The organism is Proteus vulgaris, from assembly GCF_023100685.1.
Lineage (GTDB): Bacteria > Pseudomonadota > Gammaproteobacteria > Enterobacterales > Enterobacteriaceae > Proteus.
The window spans coordinates 2573340-2586820 of sequence record NZ_CP090064.1 but is presented as its reverse complement, the minus strand read 5'-3'; the positions used below and the strand labels follow the sequence as shown (position 1 = coordinate 2586820).

The 13481-nt window shown below is 37.3% G+C and carries 7 protein-coding genes and 1 riboswitch; of the genes, 5 read left to right on the top strand and 2 right to left on the bottom strand.

Annotated elements, in window-relative coordinates:
• Positions 1-52: 52 nt before the first annotated feature.
• Both pagP and LW139_RS12500 read right to left on the bottom strand, forming a co-directional pair.
• Positions 53-688 carry a lipid IV(A) palmitoyltransferase PagP gene (gene pagP, locus LW139_RS12505; RefSeq protein WP_247850026.1) on the bottom strand — a complete coding sequence of 212 codons (636 nt, stop codon included), beginning with the start codon at positions 686-688 and terminating at the stop codon, positions 53-55.
• Positions 689-1288: 600 nt separating this feature from the next.
• A complete protein-coding gene (locus tag LW139_RS12500) occupies positions 1289-1933 on the bottom strand; it encodes a hypothetical protein (RefSeq protein WP_227335530.1) in 645 nt (214 codons plus the stop codon).
• Positions 1934-2249: 316 nt separating this feature from the next.
• Positions 2250-2338, top strand: a riboswitch (TPP riboswitch).
• Positions 2339-2389: 51 nt separating this feature from the next.
• Here LW139_RS12500 and thiD point away from each other — a divergent pair.
• The 5 genes from thiD to LW139_RS12475 all read left to right on the top strand — a co-directional run bounded on the left by thiD (position 2390) and on the right by LW139_RS12475 (position 13430).
• Entirely contained in the window at positions 2390-3187 is a 798-nt protein-coding gene (gene thiD, locus LW139_RS12495) for a bifunctional hydroxymethylpyrimidine kinase/phosphomethylpyrimidine kinase (protein ID WP_166540576.1), read from the top strand.
• 157 nt (positions 3188-3344) lie between these two features.
• Positions 3345-5183, top strand: a complete 1839-nt coding sequence (locus LW139_RS12490) for an AAA family ATPase (RefSeq protein WP_227335526.1) — start codon at positions 3345-3347, stop codon at positions 5181-5183.
• A complete protein-coding gene (locus LW139_RS12485) occupies positions 5183-5812 on the top strand; it encodes a 4Fe-4S single cluster domain-containing protein (protein WP_166540574.1) in 630 nt (209 codons plus the stop codon). The genes LW139_RS12490 and LW139_RS12485 overlap by 1 nt, the downstream gene beginning before the upstream one ends.
• A gap of 17 nt (positions 5813-5829) precedes the next feature.
• On the top strand, positions 5830-12078 hold the full coding sequence (locus LW139_RS12480; RefSeq protein ID WP_247850025.1) for a protein kinase domain-containing protein: 6249 nt from the start codon (positions 5830-5832) through the stop codon (positions 12076-12078).
• Positions 12075-13430: a hypothetical protein gene (locus LW139_RS12475; protein WP_247850024.1), complete on the top strand. Its 1356-nt coding sequence runs from the start codon at positions 12075-12077 to the stop codon at positions 13428-13430. The genes LW139_RS12480 and LW139_RS12475 overlap by 4 nt, the downstream gene beginning before the upstream one ends.
• Positions 13431-13481: the final 51 nt, after the last annotated feature.

Genomic DNA, 13481 nt, shown 5'->3' with positions numbered 1-13481 from the left:
CTCAGGATATTATCAAAATATTATTAAGTATATCTTTTGGTATTTTTATAGATCACTGCCAACGTAACCAAGCAAATAACACGTTACCGTTGTTATAAGTACCTGGTACATAGGTTGCTTGTAGTGAAAGATGCCCATAACCGACAGACACTAACGGCAAAGGAAGAGGCATCGGAATATAGTCATATTCATGGCGCGCAGTAATGCTCAGTGTAAATCCTGCCCCCATACGGAACCCGTCTTTATCGCCGGGATACCACATTTTCTCAAAACCATAGCCCATAATGGGCTGCACCCGGTTATTTGAATCCATAAATGCCATTGCATAAAGAGAGTGCCAATCGCCATCACTGTCATAACGATATTTCCCCATGCCAAAGCCCCAAGGCGTTTCGTTATAGCGATTAGTTTTTTCTCTATCGTAAGTAAAACGGTTATGCCAAGTCCATACTGGTAAATAGTAATTATATTGGTCGTTATCCCAAGTTTGATTGACATTACGCTTAAATTTCCCCCAATAACTCTCTTCGTTATTAGATTGAGATACATTATTGGTAGTTTGCTGTTTTTCTCTAGTAATAATCTGATGTGGAGGGGAATTATTTTCAGAAGCGAAAGCAGTTGTTGTTAACGTAAGCGAAAACAACGTGGTTGCTAAAACGCTAGGGTGAAAATAGGTTGAAAACATAATATAACTCCGAGTACGGCATTGCTATGATTCTGGTGATGACAAATAAACGTTACTAATAGTGTTATTTAATCGACAAGTATTTAAGATAAGAGGTATCTGAAACTTTACTTCTTAACTAAAATCTTAAGGGATATGAATCGGTTATAAAGAAAATAAACAAGTTTGTTGTATTTGTGAATGTGTTTATTTAAGACATTCAATATTGTTATCTTTTAATGGTAACGTATTGTTTTTAATTTAAAATTAATTTTTTATTAGATTGAAAATAAGGTGTTGATAAATAAGGGTAAAGAGATCTTATTTAAGATGAGTTATTTCCAATATAAAAAATTGACCAAATATCTATTTTTATGACTTAATTTAAATATTAGTAAAAATTTAATTTTAATAACATTAACTTATAAAAAAGGTATTTATTTTTGACAGGATGATAAAGTAATGAATAAAAAGAGTTAAATAAAAAAAAAGAAAAATTCTGTGTTGGTTTATAAATCGTTTAAGTTGTGTGGGTTTTATTTAGTGTGGTATCAGTTTTTTGGTGCAGATTATCCTAAAGCATAAACATTATTCACGCGTTATCAGGAGATAGATTACTTATTATTGAGATAATTTTTCTTGGCTAATGATAAGTAGCCGATGGGTATGCGTATCGCGATCTTTATCCCAGCAGAAAGCATCCCAGTTATTGTAAAAATCTTCAATACTGTTAATTAAGTGTAATGGTCTATCTTCCTCCGTTCCATCTGAGGCATAAATATAATGGCCTCTGCTAAAAGCCCATAAAATCATATCAATCCAAAAGCCTTTACCATCAGAAGTTTGCTCTTCATCAGTAACGACAATATTATGAATTTTTAAAAGATTACAGAAAAAAGTACGAGGTAATTCTCTTATAGCATCACGATGTTTAGGTATACGGGATCGCCAAACTTTTATTTGAGTACACGTTGTTTTTCCATAAACAATATCTTGTCGAAATCTAAGTTCAACAAGGTAGGCTGTTTCACTTTCTTTATCTGCGGTGATAAGTCTGTATTGATCTTTATGTAATGATTTAACTAAACGGTATCCAATTGGTGTGTCAAAACCTTCTAAATCAATATCTTTTACACCTTGGGTAATAAACTGAAGTGTATGTTCAATATTTTTAGCTGGTAGTTTCAACTTTTCATTAAAGTCTGCATCAGGAATAAGATAAGGCATTGATTGTCCATTATTCTGTTGCGATGGTTCATTTTTCATTTAGCCCCTCCGCATGGTGTAATTGTCCAGAAATGCATTATAAATACCTCATCTAGCAGATAATATATCCAACGTCGTTAAAACGAGTAAAATAAATTATTTTATTCTTCTTATTTAAGAATGACTAAAATATATTCTTTAAATTTATGTTTTCCACAATACAAGCCATCAGCTTAGTATTTATTATATACAACCTGAGCTGATTTATATTACTGAATAACAAGCCTCAAAAATAGAGAGTTAATAAATCGAGATTAGCTATCAAACTAGCATCTTTATCTTGAGCATGCGATACTCCTTATCGCCTGAATTTACAGGCTTTGGCTCGGGGCGCCTTATGGCTGAGATGAACCCGTATAACCTGATCTGGATAATGCCAGCGTAGGGAAGTCAAGGTAACTCTGCTGATTAACAGAGCCCGACTTTTCTGTAACTGGTAAAAGGAGGAGTTAATCAGTGAGATTCAATGCATTGTCTATCGCAGGCACCGATCCTAGTGGTGGTGCCGGTATTCAGGCTGATCTGAAAACATTTTCCGCACTGGGTGTCTATGGTACGACAGTAATGACAGCACTTGTTGCTCAAAATACCTGTGGTGTCCGTCGTGTCTATGATTTATCCCCCGATTTTGTTGCCGCTCAATTAGATGCTGTCTTATCTGATGTTCGAATTGATAGTGCCAAAATTGGTATGCTCTCTAATGCCACGATTATTGATGTGGTTTGTAACAAACTTCAGCAATATGCTATTCCTTTTGTTGTACTTGATACCGTAATGATTGCTAAAAGTGGTGATCCGCTATTGCAGCCTGATGCCGTTAATAAAATGGTTAATCAGCTTTTGCCTTTGGTTGATTTGATCACGCCTAATTTACCCGAAGCAGCAGCACTGCTAGGTTGTGAGGTTGCTAAAGATGAAATAACGATGAAACAACAAGGTTATGCATTACTAAAACAAGGATGCAAAGCGGTGTTGATGAAAGGGGGGCATTTAACTGAAGATGAAAGCCCTGATTGGTTATTTACTCAAGATGGCGAGTGGCGATTTACTTCAAAACGCGTTAATACAAAAAATACCCACGGTACAGGATGTACTCTTTCAGCCGCTTTAGCGGCTATTCGTCCTCAAGTCGCTAATTGGCAAATTTGTGTTGAACAAGCAAAAGCCTATTTACAGCAAGCGCTAGAACATGCCGACAGTTTAGAAGTTGGGCAAGGTTTTGGCCCTGTACACCATTTTCATCGCTGGTGGTAATTTTACTTACACTATTACTTATCTTAAATAGAGCCTTTATGGCTCTATTTCTATTTGATGATCATACTCTTTAGATAATTAACACTGTCCTCAATATAAACAGCCTGTATATTGAGGAACTAAGGTAAGATATATTTTATTTTCAATAAGGGATGATATGAATACAGCCTTTCAAAAACCACGTTGGTTACGTGATTTACTTCGCTTTATTCCATTGAAAAGTCAGTTTGTGTTATTTGGTAATGTACGTGACTTACAAGCCAGTGAAGTTGCGCCTAATATGATAACGCCACTGCCTTTTAACCAGACACTTTATAACAGTTTGTATGAAGTGGGTTACGTTCATATCATCACTTATACGCCGTTAGCTGGATTTCAATGGATAGCTAATCCTACCCAATCTTTGCAAGATGGCGCAATGTTAATGCAACAACTAGGATTAACCGTTACGGGCGATCGCGCATCGGGTAATATTGATAGCTTAAATAGCGTATTAGAAAAATGGCAAACAATAACAGGCCAGCCGATTGCGTTATGTATCGATTTTGCCTCTTGCTTACTTTCTCATCGTGATAATCTGATGCCTGCCGAACATAGCTTGTTTACACAAGCATTAGTCACTTCTCATCAAGCTAAAGCAAGACCTGCAGGTGAACATAATCAGCCTTTCTTTAATACGGTTTTTTGGATCGTAGAAAAAGAAACTGATTTACCAGATTGGTTTACCGTTAATAATCCTCGTATTCGAGCCATTCCTGTTGCAAAGCCTGATAACCAGATCCGTAGAGTTCTAGCACCCAATTTATTGGTATCACTGGCGGGATTTTCATTACTGGCTGAAAATGAAAAAGAGCCACTTTTGAATGATTTTATTGATGAAACAGAAGGGCTACTACTGCTAGATTTAGTGGCAATAGTGCAATTAGCGCGTATTGAAGAAGTGGAAATAACGCGAATTAGTGATGCGGTAAGGCGTTACAAAGTAGGTATTACTGAAGATCCTTGGCAGAAAATCGATAAACAAAAAATTCGCAATGCACCACAAATTATACAGCGTCGTGTTAAGGGGCAACAACATGCCGTCACGCACTTACTCGATATTATTAAACGTGCAATGACGGGAGTAGGTAACAATAAAGGCGGAAGACCACGGGGCGTACTGTTTTTAGCAGGGCCAACAGGTGTGGGTAAAACTGAGTTAGCAAAAACAGTCACTCAACTGCTTTTTGGTGATGAAAGTGCTTATATTCGCTTTGATATGTCTGAATTTAGTGCTGAACATGCAGATCAACGTTTAATTGGCGCACCTCCGGGTTATGTTGGTTATAACTCTGGTGGTGAATTAACTAATGCTATTCGTGAAAAGCCTTTTAGCGTTGTATTATTTGATGAGATAGAAAAAGCCCATCCTCATTTAATGGATAAATTCCTACAGATTATAGATGATGGCGTATTAACGTCAGGGCGTGGTGATCGCGTTTATTTTTCTGAAGCCTTAATTATATTTACCTCTAATCTTGGGATTTATCGCGTTGATAATAATGGCGAGAGAGTGGCAAATGTTCTACCTCATGAACCGTTTGAAAATGTCAGCCGTAAAGTAAAAAGTGAAATAGAACGTCATTTTAAATTGGTTTTAAATCGTCCTGAGTTATTAAACCGTATTGGTGAAAATATTATTGTTTTTGATTTTATTCGAGAAGATGTTGCAGAACAAATATTTGAACAAATGGTAGCAAATATCTTATCGAGCCTTGATAAGCAATCACTCATATTGTCGATATCAGAAACAGCTAAATCGACGTTAAAAACCTACTGTTTATCTGACCTATCAAATGGTGGTCGTGGTATTCGTAACCAATTAGAGGTTTATTTAATTAATCCTCTTTCAAGAGCTATTTTTGACAGTGATTTAGCAGTAGGAAAAGCCTATCAAATTGCGGATATTCAAATAGCTGAGATGACCAATATTATTTTAGTACCGCAGGCAGATTAATGCAGATCAGCTTATCTCGAATCCATTTCCCAGTCACAACATTGGGGCCAGGAAAACGAATTGGTATTTGGTTTCAAGGATGCTCTTTACGTTGTAAAGGCTGTTTATCACCAGATACATGGGAAAGAAAAGCCGAAAGCACCACAGTTGAGGCACTTATCCAACAAATTCAACCTTGGTTTGCATTTGCGAATGGTATTACGATTTCTGGTGGTGAACCTTTTGAACAACCAGAGGCGCTTTATGCGCTATTAATCGCATTGCGTCAGCAATTTTCGGGGGATATTTTTATTTATAGTGGTTATCACTGGAATGAGATAGAACCCCAACTCACTAAAATGTCAGGCTTAATTGATGCGTTAATGAGTGGTCGATATCAAGTAGAAAACACGCAAAGTTTGATGTTACGAGGTAGCGATAATCAGCAACTCCATTGTTTAACTGCACTGGGAAGTACACGTTTTAATGCTTTTGATAGAAGTGTGACCGAAGAAGATAAAGTGCTTGATCTCTCAATGGATAATCAAGGACGCATTTATCTTACAGGTATTCCTCAAAAGGGGGATATGGCTCGTTTGCGTGAATTATTAGCACAACAAGATGCACAATTAAAACAGATAAAAAGATAAGAGAGATGGAATAAAGGATGACCATGATACGTTTTTGTCCTCATTGCCGAACGGAGCGCCAGTTAACCGAAATTTTCTGTGCGGGACAGGTTAATAATAAGCCTTGTGGATGGGATCTAACAATTGAACCTATTCATGAGTCTGGGTGGCGTCCATCTCCTCCTATATCTTCATCCATTGATACACCTACGATTATTTCCGAGCTTAATCATGATCAGCCACGAAAATGCGTTAACGGGCATTTGATGGGGGAAGATGATTTTATCTGTTTTGAATGTGGTGCTGATCCTGCTGATGAGATTGAAAATAGCAGCATTACTGATAATGAAGCGTTTAGATTGATTGGTAATTGGCGTCTTGAGCAACGTATCAATTCTATTAATAGCGAAAGAGAGCGCTATAACGTAATCAATATCAAAACAGAGCAAGAAGGCGTATTAACACTCTATCTTAAAGGTGAAGAGCCTGATCCTGCTATTTATCAAGTCTTAAATCTGATCTCTACTGACCATATACCCGTATTTTATGAAACGGGTCGATGGGAAAACCGTGCTTGGCATGTTACCGAGCGATTAAACGGTGGTTCACTAAGCCAATTTATTGAGCGAGGTGATTTTTGGCAATCGGATGAAATTAACGTATTAGTTTCAGAATTAGGTACGGCGATCGCAGCGTTAACGGAACAAGGTGTGCGTCATCGTGCTTTAAAACCCTCAAACTTGATGATCCGCGCTCGTGATCCCCTTGATATTGTGGTGATTGAATATGGTTCAGCATGTTTATCAGAATTCGATCTCGATATTGTCTCCCCACTTGAAATTTCACGTTATAGTGCGCCAGAAATATTAGCGGGTGGTGTTTCAGCAGCATCAGATTGGTGGAGTTTAGGGATAATTTTACTTGAGCAATTAACGCAAGGAGCCTGTTTTAAACATATCCATGATAATGCGTTTTTAATTCAAGTAATGACCAATGGTGTTGAATTACCAGATGATTTAGAACCTAATATTCAATTACTTTTAAGGGGCTTGCTCTGCCGCGATCGTTTTCAACGTTGGCAATGGAACGAAGTTAATGCGTGGTTACAAGGTTTAGCGGTACAAGCACCTGATGTTAATTATCACAATGGAAGCCAGCAATACTATCAATTTCAATTTGAAAATCATCAATTTAATCAACCTGATGCGTTTGCGATGATGGCGGCACAAGCACAATATTGGGATCAAGCAACAGAATTATTTATTCATGGTGAAATCACGACTTGGTTAAGCCAATTTGATAATAGTGGCAAGCAAATTACTCAATTGCAGTCATTAGTTGAAAAACAAGATATTGAGCCAAGTTTACGTTTTACATTCGCGTTGCGAATTTTAAATCCTAATATGCCACTGATTTATCGCGGTGAGATCATTACACCTTCATGGCTTTTAGAACATCCCTTATTAGGTTATCAATTAATTTGTCAGCCTCTCGCTACGGAACTTCAATCTATTGATGATACACATTGGCTTGTTCAGCTTTATTATCGTCAACGTACGGTTCGTGAAAGGGCACAACAACAACGTATCCCACTAAATGAAGAAAGCTTACAACTCTATTTATTAATCACCTCTTTAAGTCAATTAGTTGCGCGCTGGGAAATTATTCGTGCAGAATTCCCAGATGCTTATAATGAAAATCTACGAGCCTTAATCGATCGTAAGAATATGCATGAAAATGACTATATTTTGTTATTAAGTGCAGAAATTGGGCAATATATCACGATAGATTCACTGGTAAATAATGCTACTAAATTAGCCAGAGATCTTGCTATTAAGACGTTTGATAAACAACAAGCAAAAGTATTATTAGCCACACCTCGATATCAGCTGATTGAACAACTTAGTGAAAGAATAGGGGATTTTAAGCGAGTTAATATCGATATTATTGATAGATGGGCTGATGATTTTCTTTTAACTCGTAGGTTGCCTCTTGAACAGATTATTGTGATGCTCTGTATTCCTGTTGAGCAATGGCAAGTACCTGAATCGCAAAAATATATTTTAGAAGTATTACATTTTTTTGCTAAAAAATTAGTTTCCACAAGTCAACGGGGTAATTTAGTCAGAATGCGTTTAACGCCAAATGCAGGACGCGTTGATTTAACGGAATGCAGTTTTGATAATGAAAAAGCGACAAACTTACTTGAGCATTTAATTAACCGTAAGAAAAGACTGTTCTCATTAGAGGGTGAAGTATTACGTCAACGTGAGAAATTAAATAATCGCTTGTGGCTCTTGCAACAAAATACTCAGTCTTACCAAAGAGATACGGGTATTAACGGCATGTATTTAGGCTTTCCTTTTGTAGTGCTAAATACGCAACCTAATAAAATAAAACCACGTATTGCACCGCTTTTCTTGTGGCCTGTTTCCATGAATATTTTGGGTGGCACTCAAGGCGCTGTGCAAATTGGGTTTGATACAGAGCGTGCATCGGTACGTTTAAATCCTGCTCTTGCTAATTTTGTCGGTATTCCTGCGGTTAATGAATGGCAAAAAGTGCTCGATAGTTTGATGTCACAAACAGGCTTAAGTGTCAGTGAAATGATGCTCACACTTTCATCTTTATTAAACACATCAGATCATACATTAAGTCCATTACCTTCATTAACTGAGGATATACCAGAAAACAGTGCTTATATTCATTGTTCTGCAGTGTTATTTCACACCTCTTTTATTGGGCAAATGATAAGTGCTGATTTACAACAAATTGCCAATTTACCTATCAATGGTACTGCCCTTGCTACTATGCTGAAAGTGCATACGCCAGTACAAGCATTAGAAACACAAGATCCACTGAGCGATAACTATTTGTTGTCGTTGGCAGATCCTTCTCAAAATACCATTATTCAAGCTGCAAGAAAGCAGACAGGATTATTGATAGAAGGGCCTCCGGGAACAGGGAAAAGTCAAACAATAGTTAATTTAATTGCTGATGCAATCGGGCGACAAAAAACGGCACTTGTGCTTTGTCAAAAGCCTGCTGCTTTGGATGTGGTGTATAAACGATTAGTTGCTAATGGCTTACAAGATAGAGTATTGATTATTCATCAAAATCCTAAAGGGCGAGAGATTATTTCAGCGATCAGAGAACAACTGGCATTAGAGCGTAAAAGACAACTGATCGCAGATATAAAGCAAGACACGCCTTTTGAGCGTGATAGAAGGCTTAACTTAATTCAATTTTATGAAACAACCTTAGATGCTTACTATAAAGCGTTATATCTAACGGATAAACAATATGATTATTCATATCGAGAAGTGTTATCTGGATTACTCGAATTAGAGTCACAGCAAAAGTGGATAACAAGTTCGGATAAATTAACCACACTGCTTTCTCAATATAATAAAATAACCTTTGTTCAATTTATCGATAACTTAACGCTATATGGTTTAGATTGGTATGCAATTAATTATGAACATACACCATTAAATAGCGTTGCTTTATTCTTGCCTGAAAGCACGTTATATCGTCAGTTCAATGAACGTATCATGCTATTTATTGAAGCAGAAAAGCAGCGTGATATGGCATATAGTTCGCCTTATCAACAAATCACAATTGATAAATTAACCGTTCACGAAACGACACTTGAACAGTGTAAACAGTGGTTAAAAAATCGCAATGAACAACAATGGGATAATTTATCGCGTTGGTTAACGTTATTTTTAAATGAACAAGGTAAGCAAAATAAAGGAGAACAGTTGATTGCTCAATTAGAGCAATTAGAGGCACGTTTACAGCAAATTGATAATGAAGATTGTGATCCTTTGATTTTCCGCTTACTTGCTCCGTTAGATAATGCAGCATTAGCAACGTTATCAAGAGCTGTGGCTGATAAAATTAAGCCCTCATTTCTGCGTTTCTTAAACCCTTATTATTATAGTAGAAACAGTAAGTTAAAAAGCTTTATTGCACAAAGTGGTAAAGAAGACAGAATTGAACATTATATAACACTGCATAAAACTATCATCACTGAACAACAATGGCGCTTGTTATATCAAGAGTTGCAACCTATTTACCAACAATTAGGAATAGAACAGCAGCTTAATCGACAAAATGCACAGTGGCAAAACACAATAAATACGACACTCACTGACCTTAAAGCCAGTGGTGATGATATTGCGATATTAGCGTTATATCCTCAGCCTGAACATATTGTTGAGTCGATTCAATCAGCGAAAAAACAGGGCTTTGAGCAACAATATTTAGAAATTGAAAATGCCATAGTTCGCGCTAAAGCACAGCAATCTAGCCTCGATAAATTAGCGGGTTTACAAGAAACCCTTACCGATCACTGCTATCAACAATTTTATGATGCGATCAAAAAAGGCGAATTGCTGACAACCACATTACAGCAATTAGCGTTAAGTTTGCCTTCTTTAAGCCAATTTCAGTTATTTCGAGAAAGAACGACACATTTTTCACCTAATGATTGGCAAGTTTTAGCATTATCACGCCAGTTGATTGATGAAAACTCATCTTCTGATCCTATCAAGCTTTTAAAAGCAACATTGAGTTATCTGTTTTATGTCGCGGTCAAAACTGACATTGAAATAAAAAATCCTGTATTAAAGACGCATGTTGAACAATTGCAGGAATATATTGAGCAACTGACGGATAGCTATCAGCAATTACAGCAAATTAATCGTGCATTATTAACTGAAAACATTGAATTATCAAAAATTGAAAGTGCGCGTCATTGGGAAAGAATAACACGCTTAGCTGGGCCTAGAGCATTACGGTTACGCGAATTTATTGATGAAGCAACACAAATGGGATTGTTAAGATTACGCCCTATTTGGTTGATGACGCCGGATGTGGCAAGCCAAATATTACCCCTAAAAGCAGGGCTTTTTGATAGTGTTATTTATGATGAAGCCTCGCAAATGCCGATTGAATTTGCATTGCCAACGTTATATCGCGGTAAACAAGCTATCGTCAGTGGTGATGAGAAACAGATGCCACCTTCATCTTTCTTCAGCGGTAAATTTAATGGAAATGAAGATGACGAAGATAACGATAACGAGGAAGATGAACAACAAGAGAAAAGCGGTGAACAATGGGACTCCAGTCAAATTTGCCATTGCCCTGATTTGCTTCATCTTGCTCGAACCGTATTGCCTATTCATACTTTAGATATTCATTATCGCTCTGCCTTTCGAGAATTAATTAATTTCTCAAATTATGCTTTTTATGAGAATCGGCTAAATATTCCTGCTCAACACTCAGTAAAAACCATTAGTAAAGTAAAACCTCTGCATTTTATGGCGATCAATGGTACTTATGTAAATCAAACCAATGAAAAAGAAGCTTTGGCGATCGTCGAACATTTAGCAACATTGTGGCAGACCCCCTTCGATAAACGGCCTTCGGTGGGAGTGGTGACGTTTAACCAAAAACAAGCTCAATTAATTAATCAACATATTCGTGATCGCAATGACTATGATGAGGAATTTTTAAAGGCTTATACGGAAGAAAGCGCGCGTTTGGATAACGATGAAGATATGTCGTTTTTTGTGAAAAACGTTGAAAATGTGCAGGGTGATGAACGGGATGTTATTTTGTTTTCGACAACTTTTGGTCGCAATGCACAAGGCACTTTTAGGCGTAATTTTGGAGTATTAGGACAAACAGGGGGAGAGCGTCGTTTAAATGTCGCTATTACCAGAGCGAAAAAACAAGTCGTGATCATGTCATCAATGCCGATTGATGAAATCTCTGACTTATTAAGTACCAATAAACACCCTGAAATTCCGCGTGATTATTTACAAGGCTATTTAACTTACGCGAGTCATTGCCATCAGATTAATAAGCAAGATGAAAATAAACGCTTATTAGCGCGCTTATGTCGTACTCAAGCTAATGTGATAACGCAAGATCAACTGAACGATCAATTTGTTATTGATGTAACACGCTTTATTCAATCTCAGGGATACCATATTGCACCATCACAACAAGCGGGTATTTTCTCTTTTGACTGTTTAATTGAAGATAAACAGCAAGGAAAAATATTAATGGGAATTGAGTGTGATATGCCACAACACGAGTGGTTATCCCAAGCTTGTGCGCGTGAATTATGGCGAAAAGATATTTTGCGCAAAGTGGTGCCTTATCATTATCGCATTTCGTTGACACAGTGGTTTTACCATCGCCAAGAAGCACAACAACAACTTCTTGAAGCCTTACAACATGCCTCTTTACTGAATGAAAAAGTGAGTGAATGATGAGTTCATCAGTACATTATATTTCTATGAAAGAAACCAATGTTATTCGCTATCACCGACAATTAGCGAATAGTAAAAAACAATTCAAACAATGGCAGGCATTAGTTGAACAACTTATGTATCGAGATGAACGAGTGAACCAAATTGTCTCCGCTTTTGATGCATTGGTTAAAGATAACCCTCAATTGGAAGCGTTAGATGCTCGGGCAGTAGGTCGGCTAACAGATAAATTAAGCCAATTTATCGCCCCGTTACGACAGGATATGAAAAATCTACGCGAACAAGTGCTCGAAGAAAAAGCGCTTGCACGTCATATTCAACAGGGTAAACAAAAATCATCGGCACTGTTAAGACAATTAAAATCACAATTAGCGACTGACAGTGTTTTGATAACTGAAATTGAGCGTAGTGAAAATATGAATGCTGAGGAAATCAGCATATTACTTTTTCGTGTAGCCAGTGAAATTGAAGTGCAGAAAGCGCAATTTAGCCCAGTTCAAACTGAACTATTGGCACAATTAAAAGCGCAATCTGTATATAGCCAACAATTATGGCAAAGTAATGAGCCTCAAAGCCCATTTGCACAACAATGTCATCAAATTGAGTTGATGATTGAAAAATTACGGCTTGTAGGAAATGAAGCCGAGGCCAATCACAATGCAAATCAGTTTATTGAAATGCAAAAGCTTGTTGATAGCAAAAAGCAGCGTTTACTAGCAGATTCAATGATCATGAATATGGCTGAAAGTTTGCGTAATAGCGTAAAGCGTATTGAATTAATGGAAGAACTAGCTCGTTTATGTGCAGAGCTTGAAAGCTTTGATGATGAAGAGATGGTGACACTTAGTCGGGATACTGAAGCGGTTGCCTCATTAGCAACAGCTGAACAGCTGGATATGATGATCATCAAGCTGAAACAGGCCATTGAAACTCATGAACAACAACTCTCAATGCGACAACAATGTGAAGCGGTATTGGCTGGTTTAAGTGAGTTAGGCTATGTGGTGCATGAAAATGCGGTAAATTCATGGATTGATAATGGGCAAGTTGTTGTGTCTCATGCCAAAATTCCTGATTATGGCTTAGAGTTAGGCGGGAAACAGGCGCGTTTTCAAGCGAGAACGGTGGCGTTAACACATCAACGAGATACGACGCGTGATAAAGATGTTGATGCTATTTGGTGTAGTCAGCATCAGCAATTACAAGCCATTTTGGCGAAGTCTCACGCAGAGTTATTGGTTGAGCGAGCATTACCAGCAGGACAAAATGCAATGAAGGTAATAGAAAGTGAAAGTACGGCTCATCAACATTTGGTCACACAAACGCAAAAACCAAAAACATTTAGTCGTTAGGCAATGAATAATAAAAGCCACTCAGTTTGAACTGAGTGGCTTTCACAGATA

Bases quoted from the DNA above. Each gene is read 5' to 3' on its own strand.
- LW139_RS12475 (WP_247850024.1), top strand. From the start codon at position 12,075: ATGATGAGTTCATCAGTACATTATATTTCTATGAAAGAAACCAATGTT.
- LW139_RS12500 (WP_227335530.1), bottom strand. From the start codon at position 1,933: ATGAAAAATGAACCATCGCAACAGAATAATGGACAATCAATGCCTTAT.
- LW139_RS12480 (WP_247850025.1), top strand. From the start codon at position 5,830: ATGACCATGATACGTTTTTGTCCTCATTGCCGAACGGAGCGCCAGTTA.
- LW139_RS12490 (WP_227335526.1), top strand. From the start codon at position 3,345: ATGAATACAGCCTTTCAAAAACCACGTTGGTTACGTGATTTACTTCGC.
- LW139_RS12485 (WP_166540574.1), top strand. From the start codon at position 5,183: ATGCAGATCAGCTTATCTCGAATCCATTTCCCAGTCACAACATTGGGG.
- pagP (WP_247850026.1), bottom strand. From the start codon at position 688: ATGTTTTCAACCTATTTTCACCCTAGCGTTTTAGCAACCACGTTGTTT.